The following is a 22,338-nucleotide window of genomic DNA, read 5'->3' as shown; positions in this document are numbered from 1 at the left end:
TACAAAATTGGTAAACAAAAATTTAATAGATTGTTTTTGATTTATATTTGTATCGTTTTGAAAAATTATTCGTTTCGGCCGTGCAGCTGATTCGGTAGCAGGGAGGAAGAGTGATGAACGCCCCTTACGACAGAGATCTTATCCGTCTCGTGCAGGCTTGGTCTTTTCACTTCTCGTAGCGTGGCGGCAGTCAGCGCTTATTACTTATTCCAAACTCAGACACTCGTGCGCGCTGCATATCAGGTATCGGCCCCGGCAAAGCTGCATACACCATTTAATAGCCATTCAATCCGTGCTGTTATTTTCATGTTCATTCCTTGACCTTCCAATCGTGGGAAGGTTTATAGTTGCCAGTATCAATATGAGATATTTCCAGGAGGCAGCTGATGAACACCCAGCTAAAACCGAATCAGTCGCCCGCGTCATCGATAAGCCTGCCCATCGAGGGCATGAGTTGTGCCTCATGCGTGGGGCGCGTGGAAGCGGCACTGAAAAAGGTCGATAACGTTGAAGAGGTCGCGGTAAACCTGGCGACCGAGCGTGCCGATATACGCTCCAGCAAGCCGCTGGATCGCCAGTCACTGGTTGAGGCGGTAGAGAAAGCGGGCTACTCGGTACCGGCAACGACCACCGAACTCTCCATAGAGGGGATGAGCTGTGCGTCCTGCGTGGGCCGGGTCGAGCGCGCGCTGAAGGCGGTGCCTGGTGTTGTTGAAGCCAACGTGAACCTCGCGACGGAAAAGGCCAGCATACGCGGTAATTCCAGTGTCGATACGCTGATCGCTGCCGTGGCCGATGCCGGTTATGAGGCCAGCGAGGTTGATCAGGGCGCCGCCGTTGCCGATGACAGCAGCGAGAAAAAAGATGCCGAGCTGGCGGGGCTGAAACGAGATCTGACCATTGCGGCGCTACTCTCCCTGCCGGTATTCCTGATTGAGATGGGCTCACACCTGATTCCCGGCGTGCATAGCCTGGTGGCCAACACCATCGGCATGCAGATGAGCTGGTATATCCAGTTTGTGCTGGCCACGGCGACGCTGTTCGGGCCGGGCCTGCGCTTCTTCAAAAAAGGTGTACCGGCACTGCTGCGCGCGGCGCCGGATATGAACTCCCTGGTGGTGCTGGGTACCTCGGCGGCCTGGGGTTATTCCGTTATCGCGACCTTCTTCTCCGACCTGCTGCCTGAAGGAACGGCTAACGTTTACTACGAGGCCGCAGCGGTCATCGTGACCCTGATCCTGCTCGGCCGTTTCTTTGAAGCCCGGGCGAAAGGGCGTACCTCCCAGGCGATCAAACGCCTTGTCGGTCTGCAGGCAAAGACCGCCCGTGTGCAGCGTGATGGCAAGACCGTTGAGATCGGTATTGGTGAGGTTCAGCCGGGGGATACCGTTGAGGTGCGTCCCGGTGAGCGTATACCGGTGGACGGCGAGGTGATCGAAGGTGACAGCTATGTCGACGAATCGATGATCACCGGTGAGCCGGTACCCGTGGCTAAAGGCAGCGGTAGTCCGGTGGTGGGCGGTACCGTCAACCAGAAGGGTGCGCTGACGTTCAAGGCCACGGCGGTGGGTGGCACCACCGTTCTGGCGCAGATTATCCGCATGGTCGAGGAGGCGCAGGGTTCCAAACTGCCGATCCAGGGCCTGGTGGACAGGGTAACCATGTGGTTTGTGCCCGCGGTAATGACAGCGGCGCTGCTTACCTTCGTGGTCTGGTTCTTCGCGGGGCCAGAGCCTGCACTGAGTCTGGCGTTGGTCAACGCGGTGGCGGTACTGATCATCGCCTGTCCCTGCGCCATGGGGCTGGCGACACCTACGTCCATCATGGTCGGCACCGGACGTGGCGCCGAGATGGGCGTGCTGTTCCGTAAGGGTGAGGCACTCCAGCTGTTGCGAGACGCGAAAGTCGTCGCGGTCGATAAAACCGGTACCCTGACCGAGGGCAAGCCGGCGCTGACCGATCTGCAGGTCGCCGAAGGGTTTGAGCGCAGCGATATCCTGGCGAAAATCGCAGCGGTGGAATCCCGTTCTGAGCACCCCATCGGGCGTGCCATCGCTGAGGCGGCAGAAGCGGAAGGTCTCAGTATTCCTGCTACCGAAAGCTTTGAGTCCGTCACTGGTTTTGGTGTCAGGGCCCAGGCGGAAGGCGTGTCTGTAGATATTGGCGCGGACCGCTATATGAGCAAGCTCGGTCTGGATGTGGATCTTTTTGCCGAAGAGGCGGCACGTCTGGGCGATGAGGGTAAATCTCCGCTTTATGCCGCGATTGATGGCAAGCTGGCGGCGATCATCGCCGTATCGGACCCGATCAAGGAATCCACCCCTGAGGCGATTGCAGCGCTGCACGCACTGGGGCTCAAGGTTGCGATGATAACCGGCGATAACCGCCGTACCGCCGAGGCGATCGCCCGGCAACTGGGTATCGATGATGTGGTTGCCGAGGTGTTGCCGGAAGGAAAGGTTGAGGCGGTGAAAAAGCTCAAGGCCGAGCACGGCAAACTGGCCTTTGTGGGTGATGGCATCAACGATGCGCCGGCCCTGGCGGAAGCCGATGTGGGCATGGCGATCGGTACAGGCACCGATATCGCCATCGAAGCGGCGGATGTGGTGCTGATGTCCGGGAGTCTGGGCGGTATTCCCAGTGCGATCGCGCTGTCGCAGGAGACCATCCGCAATATCAAGCAGAACCTGTTCTGGGCGTTCGCCTACAACACGGCGCTGATTCCGCTGGCGGCAGGGGCGCTCTATCCGGCATTTGGTCTGCTGTTGTCACCGATCTTTGCGGCGGGTGCCATGGCGCTCTCTTCGGTCTTCGTGCTGACCAACGCGCTCAGGTTGCGCCGCTTCAAGGCGCCGGTACAGGCAGCCTAAGCGGCGTAACAGCATTCACCGAACGCATTGGAAAAGAGGGCGGTAACTATGAATATTGGCAAAGCGGCAGAGGCCTCAGGCGTTTCGGCGAAGATGATTCGCTACTACGAATCGATCGGGCTGATTCCCGAGGTGTCCCGCACCGAAGCCGGTTACCGGGACTATTCGGATAAGGATGTGCACCGGCTGCGTTTCATCCGGCGTGCCCGTGATCTCGGCTTTTCGGTAGATCAGATGGCGGAGCTGCTGGCCCTGTGGCAGGACAGAGGCCGCGCTAGTGCCGATGTGAAACGGATCGCGCTGGAGCATGTGGCGGAGCTGGAACGCAAGGCGCGCGAGCTGATGGAGATGAGCCAGACGCTTTCGCACCTGGCCGGCAACTGCCACGGCGATGATCGACCGGATTGCCCGATCATCAATGTGCTGTCTGAGCAGGATGGATCTGCGGGCGCTAAGTCCGATGCGGCCGGGCATTGTGCGGGGGAATCCGATAAGAGCCATGAACATGCTCAACCGCGTTTCGGCAAAACCGGTATCGAGCCGGATCGAAAGCGGCGGCAAGGATCGGACTGATATCTGTCGCTCTTAAATGACCTGCTATAGAGGTGGTGACGTTTAGTCGAGGCTATAGCTTTCTCTGCCGTATTGAGAACGGGGCTCGATGTCTTATGGCTGTCTGAGCGCATACTCGATCCCCTTTGGCGCAGCCGAGCATCGCAGACTGAAAGAGAAACAAGGGAAAGGCTGTTTGAGCGAAGCGAGTTTCCTTTCCCTCTCTTTCAGACGAGAAGCGCAGGGAAGTCGGCGCAGCCGACCAAGCCTTAGGGGCGGTTTGGGATTGCAAAGGGACTTGTCCGCACAAGTCTCTTTGCTCGGCAGCAGCCGAAACCGGCCTTACAAAGGACGCGGATATGGGTGGTCCCGGCATTCCTTGGTAGGTTTACCCAGGCTCCCTTAGAGGAAGCTTGGTGCAAATCCACCTGCAATGCAGGTGGATTTTTACGCTGGGCGAAAACTCTCCGGCTCTCTGCAAGCCGGTAGTCAGGCGTTGATCGCCTGGTTCTCGTAACCTGCTTCCAGGATGGCTGCGCTGATCGCTGAAAACTCAGTATCGCTGCTGACGGTCACTTCGCCTTTTTCAAGATCGACGGATACCTCGGCCTGAGGGTCCAGGCCCTTGACCGCTTTTTCAATCGCAGAAACGCAGTGACCGCAGGACATGCCGGTGACTTTCAGTTGGTGCTGCATTTCAAACTCCTTCATTGGTTCGACAATGAAACGATAAACCTTCCAACTCTGGTAAGGTCAAGATCTGCTAAAGCCTGTAGCTCAGAGCCTGTAGTTGAGACCCAGCAGCTGAGATCCAGTAGTCGGTCGGAATTAAATGAACAGCAGATACGATAGGGTGGATCGAGATTCGCTGCATTGACCGCGATTAAATCGCTGCAGTAAATGGAGTGATTTGCTTGCTGGCGAGTGTGCAGGTCTCAGATTTCTTAGCCTCGGTCCCGGCTCTTCCAGTCGGCTCCTCTCGGAACCGGCCCTCCCTGGCTCAACCTTCCGCGTAATTCGATTTATTCCTCAACGCTCTGCAATGGCCGATATCCCAGCTGCTCAGAAATCGCTTCCCCGGCCAGTTTGAGATCCTCTATCCACTCGTCCCGGCGTCGCTCGATGGGCGCAGACAGGGAAAGCCCTGCCACCGGCTGATTGGTGTGGTCGTAGATCAGCACACCGATACAACCCACACCGATCTCTGCTTCCTCGTTATCCAGGGCATAGCCTCGCTCCACGGAGGCAAGACACTCGTTGGTCAGCGTCGGCAGCGAGGTAAAGGTGTTGCGGGTGTAGGCGGGCAGGTTGGTGCGTTGGGCGTAGCTCTCGATCTCCTTTTCACCGCCCTTGCCTAGCATCAGCTTGCCGACGCCGGTCACGTGCAGAGGGGCGCGGCTACCGATGATCTGGTTCACATGCATCATGCGGTTCGGTGTGGCCTTGTCGTAGTAAACCACCGCATCGCCTTCGCGGATCGTCAGGTTGATCGTCTCGCCCAGCTGATCGCGCAGCTTGGTCATGTAGGGCATGGCCACCGCTCTGAGCTCGATATCGGAGTGGATGCGGTTACTGAGCTGAAGCAGGCGCTGACCCAGGCGGTAGGTGCCGTCGCCGCTGCGTTCCACAAAACGATTATCGATCAGCGAGTGCAGGATTCTGTAGGCGGTGGAGGGGTGCAGGCCGGCATCGGCACTCAATACCTTGAGCTTGACCGGTGTCGAGTAGCGGGAGATTACATCGAGCAGAGTCGCCGCCCGGTCAATGACCTGGATGCGCGCTTCCGGTTTTTCATCAGACATTGGCTGCCTCGCTTTCACGGTTTCGTTGTTATCGTTTTGATCCTCCTCAAGTTACCACAATGCAGTAATAACAAGCAGCTTTTCACATTGTGAAAATCAGTGATTTTATCCATTCTAAAGATATAACCCCTTTATAAACATTAGCTTAAGTCGAATAAACTGATTTTTTGGTCAGTTTTCATAATATGAAAATTGTTGCGTATTGCGGAATAAGAGTGGGCTCCCTAAGGTGAATCTCAACTTCAGCGCTGACTCAGGATCGATTTGAAAGTCGAGTCGGGTCGCGCAGCAGAGCCAAGCAATAAGCCCAGGCAAGACACCCGGGCGGTTAGATAGCCAAACAAACAAGAAAGGGCGAATCACCATGTCAGACCAGAACCCCGTTTTTATTCCCGGCCCGACCAATATTCCTGATCGGTTGCGCAACGCCATGCATATCCAGACCCGCGATCACCGCGCGCCGGATTTCGTGGAAACCTTCGCGCCGGTGCTTGAGGACTGCAAGCGTGTATTCGGGACAGAAACCGGGCAGGTGATTACGTTCCCCGCAAGCGGTACCGGCGGTTGGGAAGCATCCATCTGCAACACCCTGTCAGCCGGCGACACCGTTCTGGTTGCCCGTTACGGCATGTTCTCCCACCGCTGGATCGATCTGTGCCAGCGCCACAACCTGGAAGTTCAGGTGATCGATTGCGAGTGGGGCTCCGGTGCACCGGCTGACCTGTTCGAGCAGGCGCTGAAGGCCGATACCGAGAAAACGATCAAGGCGGTTCTGGTAACCCATAACGAGACGGCCACCGGCGTTAAAAGCGATATCGCCGCCGTGCGTCGCGCCATGGATGCGGCCAGCCACCCGGCGATGCTGTTTGTTGACTGCGTAAGCTCCCTGGCCTCCATGCCGTTCCATATGGATGACTGGGGCGTTGATATCGCGGTGTCCGGTTCACAGAAGGGTTTCATGCTGGCCACCGGTATGGCGATTCTCGGTGTCAGCCAGAAGGCGCTGGCGGCGATGGAAACCGCGACCCTGCCGCGCACCTTCTTCGATTTCCGCGACATGATGGCGGCCAACGCCAGCGGCGGCTTCCCTTATACGCCGCCGCTGCAGCTGATCTACGGCATGCGTGAGAGCCTGAAGATGCTGCTGGAAGAGGGGCTCGACAATGTCTACGCCCGTCACTTCCGTCTGGCGGAAGGCGTTCGCAAAGCGGTTGAGGCCTGGGGCATGAAGCTCTGCGCCCAGTCACCGGAACTCTACTCCGACACCGTCAGCGCCATCTATGTACCCGAAGGGTTCGACAGCAACGAGCTCACCGAGCATGCCTTCAACGCCTACGGCGTCTCTTTCGGCATCGGCCTGGGCGAGATGAACGGCAAGGCGTTCCGTATCGGCCACTTGGGTTCACTCACCGATGTCATGGTGCTGTCGGGCCTGGCCAGCATCGAAATGGCGATGGCGGATCTCAACTACCCGATCGAGCTGGGCTCCGGCGTGCGTGCCGCGCAGGAATACTACCGCGCCACTGCCGCCGCCAACCAATAAAGGAGGCAAGTCATGAGCGAAACCGATATGACGATCCCGACCTATGACGATGTGCTGATCGCCCATGAGCGGATCAAGCCCTACATCCACGAAACGCCGGTGCTGACCTCGCGTTTCCTGAATGAGCTGACCGGCGCAGAGCTGTTCTTCAAATGCGAGAACTTCCAGAAAGCCGGCGCGTTCAAGGTGCGCGGTGCCAGCAACGCGGTGTTCGGCCTGACGGAGGAGCAGGCCAGGCTTGGAGTGGCCACTCACTCTTCCGGCAACCACGCGCTGTCGCTCTCCTACGCGGCAGGGCAGCGCGGTATTCCGGTCACCGTGGTGATGCCACGCACGGCACCCCAGGCGAAGAAAGATGCGGTGATCGGTTACGGCGGCAAGATCGTCGAGTGCGAGCCGTCTACCAGCTCCCGCGAAGCAATCTTCGCTGAAGTGGTGGCCGAGACCGGGGCCGAGTTTGTGCACCCCTACAACGACCCGCGCGTGATTGCGGGTCAGGCGACCTGCTCCAAGGAGCTACACGAACAGGTGAAAGACCTGGACGCAGTGATCGCCCCGATCGGCGGTGGCGGCATGATCTCCGGCACCTGCCTGACCCTGTCGAACATCGCGCCCGAGGTGAAGATCTACGCCGCCGAGCCACTCAATGCCGACGATGCCGCACGCTCTTTCCGTGCCGGCCATATCATCGCCGACGATGCGCCGGACACCGTAGCTGACGGCCTCAAGGTGCCGCTGAAAGATCTGACCTGGCACTTCGTCAGCAACCATGTCACCGACATCCTCACCGCCACGGAGGAGGAGATCGTCGATGCCATGAAGCTGATCTGGAAGCGGATGAAGATCGTCATGGAGCCCAGCAGCGCGGTACCCCTGGCGACCATCCTGAAGAACCCGGAGATTTTCCGCGGCAAGCGGGTGGGCGTGATCATCACCGGCGGCAACGTGGATCTGGACAAACTGCCCTGGCTGAAGGCGCAGGGTTGAACGGCTGATAACGAATCAAAGGAGATAATTAATGAATGCAAAAACCGATTTCTCAAAGCTTGAGGTTGGCTACGACGTTCCGGCCGTTCCGGGCATGGACGAAGCCGACATCCAGACCCCTTGCCTGATCCTCGATCTGGACGCCCTGGAGCGCAACATCAAGAAGATGGGCGACTACGCCAAGGCCCACGGCATGCGTCACCGCGTGCACGGCAAGATGCACAAGTCCGTGGATGTAGCCAAGCTGCAGGAAGAGCTGGGCGGCGCCATCGGCGTCTGCTGCCAGAAGGTTTCCGAAGCCGAGGTGTTCGCCCGCGGCGGCATCAAGGATGTACTGGTTTCAAACCAGGTGCGCGATCCGCAGAAGCTGGACCGCCTGGCACAGCTGCCGAAACTGGGTGCGCGCACCATCGTCTGCGTCGATGACATCGATAACGTGGCCGAGCTGTCCGCCGCTGCGCAGAAGCACGGCACCGAGATCGAGTGCTTCGTCGAGATCGACTGTGGCGCGGGCCGTTGCGGTGTGACCACCACCGAAGCGGTGGTCCAGATCGCTCAGGCCATTGATGCGGCCGCCAACCTCAAGTTCACCGGCATCCAGGCCTACCAGGGCGCCATGCAGCACCTCGACACCTACGAGGCGCGCAAGGAGAAGTTGGATATCGCCATCGCCCAGGTTCAGGACGCTGTGGATGGCCTCAAGGCTGTGGGCCTGGAACCGGAACTGGTCTCCGGCGGTGGCACCGGCTCGTACTACTTTGAGAGCAACTCCGGCGTCTACAACGAGCTGCAGTGCGGCTCCTACGCTTTCATGGATGCCGACTACGGCCGCATCCTCGATAAGGACGGCAACCGCATCGACAAGGGAGAGTGGGAAAACGCCCTGTTTATCCTCACCAGCGTGATGAGCCACGCCAAGGCCGACAAGGCGATCTGCGATGCAGGCCTCAAGGCTCAGTCCGTGGACAGCGGCCTGCCGTTTATCTTCGGTCGCGATGACGTGGAGTACATCAAGTGCTCCGACGAGCACGGCGTTATCTCCGATCCGAACGGCGCGCTGAAGGTCAACGACAAGCTGCGTCTGGTGCCGGGGCACTGCGATCCGACCTGCAACGTGCACGACTACTACGTTGGCGTTCGCAACGGCAAGGTCGAAACCCTGTGGCCGGTATCCGCCCGCGGCAAGGCGTACTGATACCCGCATCCGCCGCTCTGCAGGGCAGGGCGGCAGCGCTCAAATATGAGAGGAGAGAATCTATGACCACTCCCGCAAGTGGAGCAGGCAACCCGATTTCGATCGTATCGGAAGCGGTGTGCCAGCAGATCGTCGGTCGCCCGGAAGCGTTCAAGGCGGTAGAGAATGTATTCGCGGCCATGGCCCGTGGCGATGCTTACAACTTCCCGGTGGTGCGCGAGGCGATCGGCCACGCCGATGCCCTGTACGGCTTCAAGTCCGGCTTCGATCGCGCCGGCATGGCGCTGGGTGTGAAGTCCGGTGGTTACTGGCCCGGTAATGTGCAGAAAGACCTGACCAACCACCAGTCCACGGTGATTCTGTTCGATCCCGATACCGGGCAGCTTAAATCGTTAGTGGGTGGTAACTATCTCACCGCGGTGCGCACCGCTGCGGCCTCGGCCGTATCCATTGCGCACCTGGCGCGTAAGGACGCCAAGGTGCTGGGCATGATCGGTGCAGGGCATCAGTCCACCTTCCAGCTGCGCGCCGCACTGGAACAGCGTGACTTCGAGAAGGTGGTCGCCTGGAACCCGCACCCGGAACACCTGCCGCGTCTGGCCGCGGTCTGCGAGGAACTGCGTGTGCCTTTCGAGGCCGTGACCCAGCAGGAACTGGGCGCCCAGGCCGACGTGATCATCACCATCACTTCGGCGTTCGAACCGCTGCTGCTGAAAGAGTGGATCAAGCCCGGCACCCATATCGCCTGCATGGGCACCGATACCAAGGGCAAACAGGAGGTCGATCCGGCCCTGCTGGCTGCCGCCAGCGTGTTTACCGATGAAGTGGCCCAGTCCGTACTCCTCGGCGAAGCGCAGCATGCGGTGGCCTCCGGCCTGATCGCTGAATCCGATATCACCCCCATCGGCGAGGTGATCAACGGCACTCATGTGGGCCGCCGCGACGATCAGGAGATCACCCTGTTTGATGGCACTGGGGTAGGCCTGCAGGATCTGGCGGTGGCCTCCGCCGCAGCAGAGCTGGCCGATCAAAAAGGTCTCTCGCAGACGATTGTTCTCTAAAGCCTGACGCGTCGTCGTTATGCAGGTGGCGAGATAGCCCTTTTCTCCGCCGCTGCTTAAGCCCGTTGCCGCCTCCCCTGATCGGCAACGGCACCCAACATCCTCGCCCAACGGGTGAGGGTGTTACCCCAGCCCCTTCAAAATCGATTCATCAACAGATACAGGTACTGACCCATGAGTTCTGCCGCACGAATGAGACTCCGCGAGCTGCTGGAAACTCAGCAGTGTGTCCGCTGCGCCTCGGTTTTCGACCCCCTGTCCTCCCGCATGGCCGACGATATCGGCTTCTCTGTGGGGATACTCGGCGGCTCCGTAACCTCGCTGATGGCATTGGGCGTGCCGGATATCTACTTGTTAACCCTGAGCGAACTGGCCGAACAGGCCCGCCGCGTTTGCCAGGCATCGGGCCTGCCGGTGATCGTCGATGGCGACAACGGCTACGGCAACTCCCTCAACGTGATGCGCACCGTCTCCGAGCTCGAACATGCCGGCGCCTCGGTCATTACCCTTGAAGACACCATCATCCCCCGGCCGTACAAACAGCCGGAGCTCAACCTAAGCAGCATCGAAGAGGGCTGCAGCAAACTGAATGCAGCCCTGAGAGCCCGCCGCGACCCCAACCTCGCCATCGTCGCCCGCACCCACGCCCAGCAGCCGCTGGAAAGCATCCTGGAAAGGGTGGGCGCATACAGCCACACCGGCGTCGATGGTATCTGCATTTTTGGTAAGACCAGCAAGGCCTTGCTGGAACAGCTGCGCTCTGCCACCGACCTGCCGCTGATGCTGATTGATTACAACAAGCCCGAGATGAGCCTCGAAGAGATGACCCAGCTCGGTGTGCGCATCCACTTCAACGGCCACAAAGCCTACGAAGACGCCGTGAAAGCCACCTACACCTCATTGCTTGAATTGCATACCGGCGCAGAGAGCGGCTCTGATATCGGTAGCGAACAAAACGCCAAACAACTAATCAGCCGCTTCGCCGGCCAGCAAGAATTCAAAGCTCTCAGTGAGGATTACCTGGGCCCGGTTTGAGCTAGAAACGGTGCAGCCATAACGCAGTAGAAGAGCATTTGATCCTGACTAGCCAGGGGTTGGTCTACTCAGTTTCTGCGGGCTCGCTGAGCACCCATCCCCTTCGACGCAGCCGAGCATCGGAGTCCGCAAGAGAAAAAAGGGAAAGGCTGTTTGAGCGAAGCGAGTTTCCTTTCCCGCTCTTGCGGAGGAGAAGCGCAGGGCAGTCGGCGCAGCCGACCAAGTCGTCGGGGCGGCTTAGGATTATCAAGGATCTTGGCCGTCCAAGATCCTTGATTCGCCTGCAGGCGAAACCCGCACCAGAACAAAACGAGCAATAAGAGACATCGCACGCTCCTAAAAAGCCCACATGCATGCGAATGAATAGCATCACATCCACATTTTTAGATCAAAAAAATAAAACCTACAGGAGATAAAAATGGAAAAGCTCAACCTCGAAAGCTCCATAAAAATAACCCAAGCCGCCTTCGAAAAAAGCCAACAACTCAACACCGCTCCACTAACCGTAGCCATCCTCGATAGCGGCGGCGCCGTGATCTCCCTGCAGCGCCAGGATGGCGCCAGCCTGATGCGCCCGGATATCGCCATCGGCAAAGCCTGGGGCGCTGTAGCCCTGGGCAAACCCTCCCGTCTGCTGGGGCAGGATGCCCAGGAGCGTCCCGCCTTTATCTCCGCCATCAACACCCTGGCGCAGGGCAACATCGTCCCGGTGGCCGGCGGGGTGCTGGTGCGTAACGCTGATAACGAGATAGTCGGCGCGGTGGGCATCACCGGAGACCTGTCCGATGTGGATGAGCAGTGCGCTATTGCGGGTATTCAGGCAGCCGGGTTGGTTGCTGATGCGGGCTAGTTATAACCCTCGGTAAGATATGAAACACTGTCGAAGTAAGCCTCCGTAATGGAGGCTTACTTTTTTAAAGGAGGGGCAGAGTTTTATTTCCTGACTATCGTTTAATGCAGCCCCAGCCCGGTACCTATCAACAGCCTGAATAACAGAAAGAGGCACACGGAAATGCTCAATCGACCAGGTACTTGTTTGAATACGGAATCGATCCAGATGCCGGGATTAAAAGTGTTAACGCTGGCGCTACTGACAGCCCTATTGCTGATCGGCTTAAGCCCCGCTCGCGCGGCCACGCTCACAGAAGTGACCGGCTTCGGCTCAAACCCCGGCGATCTGCGCATGTATGAATACATCCCGGATGACCTTCCAGCAGATCGCCCGCTGGTGGTCGCACTGCACGGATGCAGCCAGAGCGCATCCGACTATGACGATGAGAGCGGCTGGGTTGCACTGGCCGAACGCTGGCAGTTTGCGCTGCTGCTGCCAGAACAGCAGAAGGGCAACAACAGCTCCCTGTGCTTCAACTGGTTCAACGGCAGCCATTATCTGGACTGGATCTTCTGGTGGAGCGACTGGGGTAACGATATCGATCGCGGGGAGGGGGAAGCGCTCTCCATCAAGCAGATGGTTGATCACCTGGCGGGCACACAGCAGTCGGATACCAACCGTGTTTTTGTCACCGGCCTCTCAGCCGGTGGCGCCATGACCGCGGTAATGCTGGCTACCTACCCGGACTCTTTCGCCGGCGGCGGCATCATCGCCGGTATCCCATATAAATGTGCACGTTACTCCATCACCGCGCTCACCGATTGCGGCGTTGATGCGGACAGTGCCGGGTCTGTATCTATCAAGGATCTGTCACCCGAGGAGTGGGGCGATCGGGTGCGCGATGCCAGCGATCACACCGGCCCCTGGCCCAGGCTGTCGATCTGGCAGGGCGATGCAGACAAGCGAGTCAGCCCGGACAATGCCAGAGAGCTGCTGGAGCAGTGGGCTAATGTTCACGGCATCGATACCACGCCCGACGTTGAAGATAGCGTGAAGGGTTATCCACATAGGGTTTATAAGGATGCTGAGGGCAATGCCTTGATCGAGACTTACCTCATCACCGATATGGCTCATGGTGCACCTGTCGATCCGGGTAGCAGCGAAGATCAGTGCGGTGTGCCGGGCGGACATATACTCGAAACCCATATCTGTGCCAGCTACTTTATCGGCAAGTTCTGGGGTCTGGATCAGTAAGCGATTTGATAAGGCGGTGGAGTTTGAAAACGCTGCTGGACCAGATCTGCACCGAGAGTGATTAGCACCCATGCGACAGGATATCGCTAGAGTGGTGGGCTGGGTGGTCATTCTACTGGTGGCGCTATCCCGACAAAAATTAGGGCCAATTTCCGCAAGATAATCAAGCATAATAGAGCGCTTTTACGAAGCGGAGAGCATGGGTGCACACCTTAGAGCAGTTGCGTAGCGGCGCATTACAAGGCATTAAACGGCTACAGATAAGCGAAGAGCTGACCTCGTTTCCTGATGAGATCTATGACTTGGCCGACTCGCTGGAAGTGCTGGACCTATCCAATAATCGCTTGCGTGATCTGCCTTCTGACCTGACGCGATTGACTCGGTTAAAGATCTTGTTTGCCTCCAACAACCTGTTTGAACACCTGCCGGATGTGCTTGGCCAGATGCCAGGGTTGGAGATGATCGGTTTTAAGCACAACCGTATTGCACGTGTGTCTGAGCACTGTTTGCCAGAGCAAACCCGTTGGCTGATCCTGACCGACAACCGCATTACCGCTTTACCCGAGAGTATTGGAAACCTGACTCGGCTGGAAAAGTTAGCATTGGCAGGCAACCAGATTAGCGTTTTACCTGATTCGTTTGCGCAGCTTAAAAAACTGGGTCTATTACGCCTGTCAGCCAATGCCTTGGCTGAGTTTCCCGATCTATTGCTGGCGCTGCCAAAACTGGCTTGGTTGGCATTTTCCGGAAATCCGTTTTGCCCGGCCCACGATGAGCACGCGGATTTTGTGCAGGTTCACTCACAGGATATGACGCTGCATGAAGTGCTTGGAATGGGCGCATCGGGCCTCATTTCTCGCGGAACATGGCGTAACAATGAACATGGCTTTGCCGATGAAGTAGCGGTGAAAGTGTTCAAGGGAAAGGTGACCAGTGATGGCTTCCCAAAAGACGAACTGGATGCGTGTTTAACGCTGGGCCGTCACGATAACTTAGTGAAGCCGCTGGCTCATATCCATGAGCCTGATTGTGCCGCGTTAGTTATGGGACTGATTCCTGGTGATTATTACAACCTGGGGCAGCCACCGAGTTTGGAAACCTGTACAAGAGACACGTTTACCCAAGGTCAGTCATTCACTGCGTTGCAAGCAGAGCACATTATTGAGCAGATGCGTGAACTGATAGCCTATTTTGAAAGTAAAGCGGTCAGTCACGGCGACTTATACGCCCATAACGTGTTGATCAATGCTGCGGGACATATTTTGTTTGGCGACTTTGGTGCCGCCTCGAAATACCACAACTTAACATCTGCACAACAAGCGGGAGTACAGGCGATTGAGCGCCGCGCCTTAGCGTATTTTGAAGAGGACGTGCGTGGGCTGGTTAATGCCTGATTGTGCTGCTGCAACAGTATTGTAAAAGCGGCTGATGATGAAGGAGATAGGGCTCTGATCGCTCTTTTCCAGCAGTCCTCCGGATTCCCATAAAGTGACTACACTCAGTTGAATGCACTTTTTCAGGAGAGAAAACGATGAAAGGCATGCGCGGCGTTGGAAATATCGTACAACCGGAAATCCCGCAGGAGGCGTTTGATTGGTACGACGAATATGCGCATGGCGACATCGATCGCCGTACCTTTTTGCAGCGGCTCGGAACGCTGGGGATTGCAGGGCTGAGCGCGGCTAGCTTGGCCAACAGTCTGCTACCCAACTACGCATTGGCCGAACAGGTGTCGTTCAATGATCCCGATATTAAGGCGACATACGTCGAGTTCGATTCGCCCGATGGCTATGGCCGGGCCAGAGGATATCTGGTTGTTCCCGCCGGTGTCAGCGCTGATCAACCGGCACCTGCTGTCCTCGTAGCCCATGAAAACCGGGGCCTGAACCCATACATCGAGGATGTGGCGCGCCGGCTGGCTAAAGCCGGCTATATCGCTCTGGCACCGGACGCGCTGTTCTCATTAGGGGGCTACCCGGGGAACGACGATCAGGGGCGGGCCATGCAGAAGCAGTTGGATCGCGGCAAGATTGAAGCAGACTTCAAAGCTGGTGCGCGGCTGCTGAAAAGCCACGAATTGAGCACAGGCAAGGTGGGGATGGTGGGGTTCTGCTTCGGCGGTTATCTCACTAACGAACTGGCTGCAACGCTGCCCGATGTGATCGACGCAGGGGCACCTTTCTATGGTACACCACCGAGTTCTGAGGTTGCGGCCATTAAAGCGCCTCTGCAGCTTCACTTTGCCGGTCTGGATACGCGGGTGAACGGTTACTGGCCTGAGTATGAAGCGGCGTTAAAGCAGGCGGACGTGGACTACACGGCGTATGTTTATCCAGACGTGAACCATGGCTTCCATAACGATTCGACGTCCCGCTATAACGAGGAAAGCGCCGAACTGGCCTGGAGCCGTACGCTGCAGTTTTTTGATGAGAAACTGAAAGGGTAATAACGGGCAGGGTGCTTTATAAAGAAGGCCTGGTACTGATGCGCCAGGCCTTTTTATTTGTCAGGCGTTGGCTCGTTGGATTGAGCTGTAGCGTGAGCGAACGCACAGGTAAAGCTAGGCGGAGTTAACAGCAAGGATAGTGTATTTTAAAGCGAAAAATTGGGGTCAGAGTAGAATTATGAAACTTTACTCTGACCCCAATTATTCCAGGGATAAATATATTCCCCGATAGGTCATCCACAGCCTTAGCGAAAGTTGTTGTCAGTGTTCCCATTTGTCTCTATGGCGTCCTTGTTTGCATAACGGGCCATACAAGAAGGTATCTCTTCTTTTATATTTCGGCGATGGCGGCCAGTCTACAATAAACTGGCAAGCAACCTCACTGCAGAGAGAGTTTTTGTTTTTCCGCTGCCATTTGGACCAATGAAAGTCGTTAGTTCAGAATGAGGCTCAAACTTCGTCGCCTTACACGAGCGATAGTTTTTGATGCTCATTTTTTAATTTTCATGTTCAACCTATAGTTGTGTCTCGGTATGTTGGCGCATAACGCCCGGCTCAGCGGGCAATTTGCGCGCAGCGAAAATTGATCCGCTGCAGCCGTTTGTTAAGTTTGATACTCAGCTGGATACTTCCATGCTGGATATTTAAAAATCCGATTTAGCTGCATGGTATACGGCAACGTTGGATTCATTGTCATGCCAGTTTCATCAGCGACCACAAGACCTCCTGGGAAAGGAAATATTCCATTCAAGATAATATGGCCATCGCTTTTGTAAATAAGTTGGTATACGGGGTTACTGTTGCTATCTACAACCTCTAGAGCTTTTTCATTCTTATTAACATCCCAGTCATGAGGTAGACCTGAAATTGAGTTTTTACTAATTTTTATTGGTGGCATCCCTGATTCAGCGAATATTTCAACATCACCGTATAGTTTGTTTTTATCTACATAGACCTTGATTGGTACATGGCTGCCAAAATGGAACGGTTCATTTGGTTGTTTTCGCAGTTGTTCAATCGAGTACCCACAAGTCATACCATTACCTAAAGAGAAGTTAAGACTTTTATGTTCTTGATTGAATGTGGGAGCCTTTGCCGACTGCCTAGATTGCCACTCATTGAATATATAGATGAGCAAACCCAATACAATTAAAATCCAGCCAGGTATTGCTGTATAAGATAGGTTGAGGCCAACCTCCTTCTCTAAAATAGCCTCTATCCAAGGCTGCCAAAACGGCGTACTTATCATGCCGATTCCTGACACTATGAAAATACGGACAATCCATTTCCGTTGATCAGGCTTGAATATTCGGATTACTTCAAGCAAGAAATCTAAAATCTGTTGTGTCTTCATGGCACCTTCAGAAACTTAACGCTCAATTAAGGGGCCGGAACTGCGTAGCAGTGGAGGTCCCAGCCCGTTTGCGGGCGACTTGAATTTTTTGTTAGGGATTGCATATGGAAATCCCCTCTACTTGAACACTACTACCCGTATAGAGAGCAAACAATAAGTAAATTATGCTTATCCCAACCCCTGATGGAATTCGGACTGCGATATGTGATTTAGCAGCCACGATATACGCAATAAAAATACAGAACGTTGATGCAAATAAACTTGAAAACGCTTTGTTTTCTAGCTCTAGTGCCTTTGCTATATCTCCGTAAGCGCCAGTTTTCATGTCACCGGCACATCCTGAGTTGTACATAAACCACAAAAATATGACACAAGTAACAAGGGAAACACATGCTAATAACGAGGCTAAGATAGTCTTCCGTTTCTGTCTCATGCGTCCTTATCCCTAACGCCCAAAACAGCGGCGCATTTATGCGTCCGACTGCTTTTGCTTGTTAAGCGCCTAGACTTGAGTCGCATCAGGAACATCATAGATATTATCTGTTATCTCACTCATAAGCCTGTGATCAAGCAGAACATTTATAATAGTGGCCGCTGTAGTTTCACAAGGAATTATCGTGTTGTTTGATGGGTCAAAATTAATACCCCAATTTCTTGTAGCATTTACTCTTTGCAGGTTAGGAATGAAGTTTGGTCTACTGTAAATACCTTTTTCTTCGATAACCGCCATGCGCCTCAAGTGTATGGAATTTGTGCCAACATATTCGATGATAGGATTTATGTCAGAAAACAAGCCACTAAATGCTGGAGTTTGTTGAAGCTGCGTAAATGCCTGAACATACGCAGTTCTATGTTGCATAGCGGACTCAAACCCGCGTTTATTAGCGATGAAAACAGTATTATTAATGACATAGAAGTCAAAATTTTTCTCTATGGCAAAGCTATTGTCCTCAACCCCAGATAATTCACCATTAGAAAAAATCATATTGATGTATTTTTTTGGATATGATGTTTTCCATGTAGAGGTGGATCGTTTTACTGCATAAACAGTAGTTCCGTTTGAGGTAAATTTAACTACGTACCCCTTTGCACCTTTCAGGTCTTTTGCATCTGTAATTCTATGCTCACTCTCAAGCCGGTCTACAAGTGCTTTCAGTTGTGGAAAATCTGTACTTACTGGGTCAATAGACAGGCAGCTATTCTCATTTGTCTGAGATATGTAAGTATAAGGTGTATGCTCAGTGATTCTTTCAATCTCTGTTGCGATGAAACCCTTTAACTGTGTGTTTAGACCGTCTTCAGTTTGAACGTAAAATGTTCTGAAGCGTGCCGCACTGCTACTGTCCTTGAAAACCCACAAATGTGGTGTTGAATTTGCAAAATCAAATGATTTTAAAGATTGAAAGTCAGCTGTCATTAGTTTTCTCGTGCAATATAAAAATCTTGTATCGTTTGGACTTTATAGTTCCCAGGAGTTAAATGCCCCTTTTTTAAAATCCTTACATCTCTAGACTGTCCGTTGATATTGATCTTTGCCTCGTACAACCTCCAGCCAAACATTAACAAAAGTGGGTTCATAATGATCTGCCCAGACTTGTATGTAATCGCAAACATCCAAAGTAAGAAAACTGTGAAACCTAAGAGTTTTTCTGGTGCTTCATAGCTTATCCCCATAAATGAAACAACATATGGAAATACATAATTGATAATGTCGTTTGGTATTGTTTTAGAACTTTCTACCTGAGCATCAAATGGGAATGATATTTTCTTTAAGGAAAGATTGGATACAACTACAGATATGCAAGTAACAACAATAAATATGATTGACAAATACGGACTATTAAATGGGTTAAATAAGCAATTGCCTATATCAGAGAAATCACAGAATGATTTGCCCCACCATGACATAGATATATCTTGCACTGCGAGGATCAAAGCCAGTGGTAAGTATGAGCCTATAAAAATTATAAAGGCAGATAGAACTCTAAATTGCATTTTCTATTACCACTTTGATGTACTCCAAAATGCTGATGGTTGGTAGCGCTTAACAGTCTGTTAATGAGGTCTTCGACCTCATAATAATTATTAGCGGGTATACTTTTTAACAGCGCGATTCCAGTCGTGTCGCCTGTAACTGATTGAAAGTATTAATGAAAAATAAATTCTGCTCAGTGGTGATCGAATTAAAGAGTACTCCACCCGGCAAGGAGACAACTGAAAGGGTATCGCGGCTCGCACTTGCCCAACGCCTGTTAAGACCCACTTTAGAGGTTCTACCGAAAGGTTTTGGAGTCTCCGCCAACAGCGGGTGTGATCTGCAAATATCCATCAATCAGTCCCTTAGGATCTTTTGCGAGCTTATTGATGCGTCGACTGCCTGTATGACGCTAGAGACAGTTTGCTATCCCATTGTAAAAGGCGCAAGTTTCTCGGGGGATAAAGGTAGGGAGGCAGGACTAAGGTCTTATGACGCCTTCACACCGCAGCCCTTCAGTATCACATGTGTCAGCTGCTCCGCCGCCAGGTCGTAATCGGCTTGTGACATCTTCTCTTTACCGGTGACCTTGGAGATCTGCCAGTCGAAATCGGCGTAGGTCTGGGTGGAGGCCCAGAGGGTAAACAGCAGGTGGTGGGGATCAACGGGGTCCATCAGGCCCTGGTCGATCCAGTCCTGGATCTTGGTGCTGCTCTGGAGCGTCTGCTCCATCATCTTTTCGGCGATATCCTCGGGCAGGTGAGGGGCGCCGTGCATGATCTCGCTGGCGAATACCTTTGAGGCGTGGGGGTGCTGCTGGGAGACTTTGATCTTGGCGCGGATATATTGCGCCAACACGGTGGCCGGGTCGCCGTTTTCATAGAAGGGCTGGGCGGCCTGCAGCAGTGGGTCGATCACGCTTTCGATAACGCTGCGGTAGAGGTTTTCTTTGCTTTTGAAGTAGTAGTAGATGTTGGGTTTTGGGAGACCTGCGCGGTGGGCGATATCGATGATCTTTGTGGCTGCGTAGCCCTGGTCGGCGAAGATTTCGCTGGCAGCCTGGATGATCAGTTGTCGGTTGTGTTCACTGATTCTCGACATCGAATGGTGGTTTCCCGGTTTTTGACTTTTGGGTTTGTTTTTTCGGCATGTTAGCACTTGGCTGAAATGCGCCTCAAGCAGTGGGGATGACTGCAGTCCTGCAGTGGTTCAGGTCTCTCAGTTTATTTTTGAATGCAGGTTTCGCCTGCTGGCGAATCAAGGATCTTGGACGGCCAAGATCCTTGATAATCCTAAGCCGCCCCGACGACTTGATCGGCTGCGCCGATTTCCCTGTGCTTCTCCTCTGAAAGAGCGGGAAAGGAAACTCATGCCTTCGGCATTCAGACAGACTTTCCCTTGTTTCTCTTTCAGAGTGCGATGCTCGGCTGCGTCGAAGGGGAATCTGGGTGCGCTTAGGTTGTTTTGTGAAAACGTGCGCTGCCGGAAGCTTGTGCCAAAAAGCTTGGGTTGTCAGTGAATGCTTACCTTCGGCTGTAAAGCGGATTTGCTAGGAATAAAAAAAGCCCCGCGTATACGCAGGGCTGGAAAGGGAAGGGGATTTGGTTAGTCGATATGGGCGCCGTCGGCGATCCACATGCCTACCAGGTCCCGTTCTTCCGGGGTCATCTGGGTGACGTTGCCTAGCGGCATGGTCTGGGTGGCGATGGCCTGGGCGTGGATCTTTTCGGCCATCAGTTTGATCTCTTCGGCGTTGTCGAGCTTGATGCCGGCCGGGGCGGTGGCGAAGCCGGCAAAGCTTGGGCTGGAGGAGTGGCAGACGGTGCAGCGTTCGTGGATCACTTCAGATACCTGGTTGAAGCTGACCTGCTGGGGCTGCGCCGCGTTGGAGTTTTTCTGCGGTGCGACCACAAAGGCCAGGGTGATCATGCCGAGTGCGGCTGCGGGCAGGGTCCAGATATATTTCTGGGAGTCATGGCGGGTGTTGAAGTAGTGACGTACCAGTACGCTCAGTGCCGCGATGCCGGCCAGTACGGCCCAGTTGAACTCGTTGCCGTAGGTGCTCGGGAAGTGGTTGCTGATCATGATGAACAGAACCGGCAGCGTGAAGTAGTTGTTGTGGCGTGAGCGCAGCAGGCCTTTGGCGGGCAGCAGCGGGTCGGGCTCGCGGCCCTCTTCGATCGCTTTCACCAGCGCGCGCTGGGCCGGCATGATCACGCGGAATACGTTACCGACCATGATGGTACCGATGATGGCGCCGACGTGGATAAAGGCACCACGGCCGCTGAATACCTGTGACAGTCCCCAGGCGGCGAACACCAGCAGCGCAAACAGCACCGCACCGAGCAGGGCGGGGGTTTTACCCAGCGGGGAATCGCACAGGCTGGTGTAGACCAGCCAGCCCACAACAAGGCTGCCCACGCCGATGGCGATAGCGGAGGGGGAGCTCAGGTCGGAACCCGGTGCTACCAGGTAGAGCTGGGCGTTGAGGTAATACACCACGCTCAGCAGCGCGAAACCGGAGAGGAAGGTGGCGTAGGCTTCCCATTTAAACCAGTGCAGCTGCTCTGGCATCTCTGGCGGGGCCAGTTTGTATTTTTCCAGGTGGTAGATACCACCGCCGTGAATGGCCCAGAGGTCGCCGGACAAGCCATCTTTGGGGTTGCGGCGGTCCAGGTGGTTCTCCAGCCAGACAAAATAGAAGGATGCACCGATCCATGCGATACCGGTGATCATATGAACCCAGCGCACGGCCAGGTTGAGCCATTCAGTGATATGGGGATCCATAGTCAACTCCTCATAGTCGGTTGGCTTTGACACATCTGCCTTAAGCCAACACTTTCTTTTTATGGAAGTCCTACGACGTGCCTTAGATTTGCTGGCATCAGGGAAGCTAAGTATTAGCTTCCCTGGCCTTAGCCTTACGGGGTCTGCAGCAGGATCTGTGTATCGTCTGCGAAGAAGTGTTCGTCGCAGTTGTTGCCTTCGCCTTCCCGGTCGACCACCAGGAAGTCATCTTCTGCCACACAGCTGAGCACCGGGTGGTGCCAGACGCCGGTGTGGTAGTTCACGCCCTGGGTGCCATCGGTGATGAAGGCACGGATGGCGGCGGGATCGGGCGTCTCGCCGGCCGGTGCGACCAGCACCAGGAACGGGTTCTGTTTCAGCGGTACAAACGCCTGGCTGCCCTGCGGGTGGCGTTCCAGCATTTTCACCTCCAGGGGCATGGGGATCTGTTGCGCCCTGAAGATGCTGATGATGCCGCGATCGCCCGCCCGGCCGAGCATGACTTCGGCGAGGCGGTGAAAGCGCTGGGTCGAGCCGTTATTGATCATGAAAAAATCACGATCGGCGGTTTCGATCACATCGCCAAAGGGTTTGAACGCTTCGGCGGTGAGGGGCTCCGGTCGGATGATCAACATGCCGGGCTCC

Annotated in this window: 20 protein-coding genes; 11 read left to right on the top strand and 9 right to left on the bottom strand. The window is 54.9% G+C overall.

Annotated features, from left to right (window positions below; all coding sequences use genetic code 11):
- The first annotated feature begins 386 nt into the window (after window positions 1–386).
- Window positions 387–2,870, top strand: a complete 2,484-nt coding sequence (locus C4S72_RS11505; RefSeq protein WP_104003266.1) for a heavy metal translocating P-type ATPase — start codon at window positions 387–389, stop codon at window positions 2,868–2,870.
- Window positions 2,871–2,918: 48 nt separating this feature from the next.
- The gene (cueR, locus tag C4S72_RS11500) at window positions 2,919–3,443 is read left to right on the top strand and encodes a Cu(I)-responsive transcriptional regulator (RefSeq protein WP_104003265.1); all 525 of its coding nucleotides are present in this window, start codon (window positions 2,919–2,921) and stop codon (window positions 3,441–3,443) included.
- A gap of 468 nt (window positions 3,444–3,911) precedes the next feature.
- Here the strand turns inward: cueR and C4S72_RS11495 are convergent, their stop codons facing one another.
- Together C4S72_RS11495 and C4S72_RS11490 are read right to left on the bottom strand one after the other, a co-directional pair.
- Window positions 3,912–4,118: a heavy-metal-associated domain-containing protein gene (locus tag C4S72_RS11495; protein ID WP_104003264.1), complete on the bottom strand. Its 207-nt coding sequence runs from the start codon at window positions 4,116–4,118 to the stop codon at window positions 3,912–3,914.
- 326 nt (window positions 4,119–4,444) lie between these two features.
- Window positions 4,445–5,224 (bottom strand): IclR family transcriptional regulator, encoded by a 780-nt coding sequence (locus C4S72_RS11490; protein ID WP_104003263.1) that lies wholly within the window; start codon window positions 5,222–5,224, stop codon window positions 4,445–4,447.
- A gap of 364 nt (window positions 5,225–5,588) precedes the next feature.
- Between C4S72_RS11490 and bhcA the strand changes: the two genes are divergently transcribed.
- The 9 genes from bhcA (at window position 5,589) to C4S72_RS11445 (ending at window position 15,577) form a co-directional block, all read left to right on the top strand.
- Window positions 5,589–6,767: an L-aspartate--glyoxylate aminotransferase BhcA gene (gene bhcA / locus C4S72_RS11485; protein WP_104003262.1), complete on the top strand. Its 1,179-nt coding sequence runs from the start codon at window positions 5,589–5,591 to the stop codon at window positions 6,765–6,767.
- A gap of 12 nt (window positions 6,768–6,779) precedes the next feature.
- Window positions 6,780–7,754: a beta-hydroxyaspartate dehydratase BhcB gene (gene bhcB / locus C4S72_RS11480; RefSeq protein ID WP_200826754.1), complete on the top strand. Its 975-nt coding sequence runs from the start codon at window positions 6,780–6,782 to the stop codon at window positions 7,752–7,754.
- Window positions 7,755–7,785: 31 nt separating this feature from the next.
- Window positions 7,786–8,949: a 3-hydroxy-D-aspartate aldolase BhcC gene (gene bhcC, locus C4S72_RS11475; protein WP_104003261.1), complete on the top strand. Its 1,164-nt coding sequence runs from the start codon at window positions 7,786–7,788 to the stop codon at window positions 8,947–8,949.
- 62 nt (window positions 8,950–9,011) lie between these two features.
- Window positions 9,012–10,010 (top strand): iminosuccinate reductase BhcD, encoded by a 999-nt coding sequence (gene bhcD, locus C4S72_RS11470; RefSeq protein WP_104003260.1) that lies wholly within the window; start codon window positions 9,012–9,014, stop codon window positions 10,008–10,010.
- Between the two features lie 174 nt (window positions 10,011–10,184).
- Window positions 10,185–11,045, top strand: coding sequence for an isocitrate lyase/PEP mutase family protein (locus C4S72_RS11465; protein ID WP_104003259.1), 861 nt, complete (start codon window positions 10,185–10,187; stop codon window positions 11,043–11,045).
- A 418-nt stretch (window positions 11,046–11,463) separates the two neighbouring features.
- Complete coding sequence (locus C4S72_RS11460; RefSeq protein WP_104003258.1) at window positions 11,464–11,895, top strand: GlcG/HbpS family heme-binding protein; 432 nt, start codon at window positions 11,464–11,466, stop codon at window positions 11,893–11,895.
- 207 nt (window positions 11,896–12,102) lie between these two features.
- Window positions 12,103–13,131 (top strand): extracellular catalytic domain type 1 short-chain-length polyhydroxyalkanoate depolymerase, encoded by a 1,029-nt coding sequence (locus tag C4S72_RS11455; protein ID WP_104003257.1) that lies wholly within the window; start codon window positions 12,103–12,105, stop codon window positions 13,129–13,131.
- A 203-nt stretch (window positions 13,132–13,334) separates the two neighbouring features.
- A complete protein-coding gene (locus tag C4S72_RS11450) occupies window positions 13,335–14,525 on the top strand; it encodes a leucine-rich repeat-containing protein kinase family protein (protein WP_104003256.1) in 1,191 nt (396 codons plus the stop codon).
- 137 nt (window positions 14,526–14,662) lie between these two features.
- Complete coding sequence (locus C4S72_RS11445) at window positions 14,663–15,577, top strand: dienelactone hydrolase family protein (protein ID WP_104003255.1); 915 nt, start codon at window positions 14,663–14,665, stop codon at window positions 15,575–15,577.
- Between the two features lie 356 nt (window positions 15,578–15,933).
- Here C4S72_RS11445 and C4S72_RS26225 read toward each other — a convergent pair whose 3' ends face one another.
- The 7 genes from C4S72_RS26225 to C4S72_RS11410 all read right to left on the bottom strand — a co-directional run bounded on the left by C4S72_RS26225 (window position 15,934) and on the right by C4S72_RS11410 (window position 22,328).
- On the bottom strand, window positions 15,934–16,071 hold the full coding sequence (locus C4S72_RS26225; protein ID WP_104003254.1) for an AAA family ATPase: 138 nt from the start codon (window positions 16,069–16,071) through the stop codon (window positions 15,934–15,936).
- Window positions 16,072–16,181: 110 nt separating this feature from the next.
- The gene (locus C4S72_RS11435) at window positions 16,182–16,931 is read right to left on the bottom strand and encodes a hypothetical protein (protein ID WP_104003253.1); all 750 of its coding nucleotides are present in this window, start codon (window positions 16,929–16,931) and stop codon (window positions 16,182–16,184) included.
- A gap of 502 nt (window positions 16,932–17,433) precedes the next feature.
- Window positions 17,434–18,348 carry a DUF4868 domain-containing protein gene (locus tag C4S72_RS11430; RefSeq protein WP_104003252.1) on the bottom strand — a complete coding sequence of 305 codons (915 nt, stop codon included), beginning with the start codon at window positions 18,346–18,348 and terminating at the stop codon, window positions 17,434–17,436.
- Window positions 18,348–18,926: a hypothetical protein gene (locus C4S72_RS11425; protein WP_104003251.1), complete on the bottom strand. Its 579-nt coding sequence runs from the start codon at window positions 18,924–18,926 to the stop codon at window positions 18,348–18,350. Before C4S72_RS11425 ends, C4S72_RS11430 begins: the two co-directional genes overlap by 1 nt.
- A 469-nt stretch (window positions 18,927–19,395) precedes the next feature.
- Complete coding sequence (locus C4S72_RS11420) at window positions 19,396–20,007, bottom strand: TetR/AcrR family transcriptional regulator (protein WP_104003250.1); 612 nt, start codon at window positions 20,005–20,007, stop codon at window positions 19,396–19,398.
- 504 nt (window positions 20,008–20,511) lie between these two features.
- On the bottom strand, window positions 20,512–21,693 hold the full coding sequence (locus C4S72_RS11415) for a urate hydroxylase PuuD (protein ID WP_104003249.1): 1,182 nt from the start codon (window positions 21,691–21,693) through the stop codon (window positions 20,512–20,514).
- 134 nt (window positions 21,694–21,827) lie between these two features.
- Entirely contained in the window at window positions 21,828–22,328 is a 501-nt protein-coding gene (locus C4S72_RS11410; protein ID WP_104003248.1) for an ureidoglycolate lyase, read from the bottom strand.
- Window positions 22,329–22,338: the final 10 nt, after the last annotated feature.

This window comes from Marinobacterium lutimaris, from assembly GCF_900108065.1.
In the GTDB taxonomy this organism is placed as follows: domain Bacteria; phylum Pseudomonadota; class Gammaproteobacteria; order Pseudomonadales; family Balneatricaceae; genus Marinobacterium_D; species Marinobacterium_D lutimaris.
Note: the sequence above shows the minus strand (reverse complement) of the source record. Positions and strands in the feature narration are given on the sequence as shown.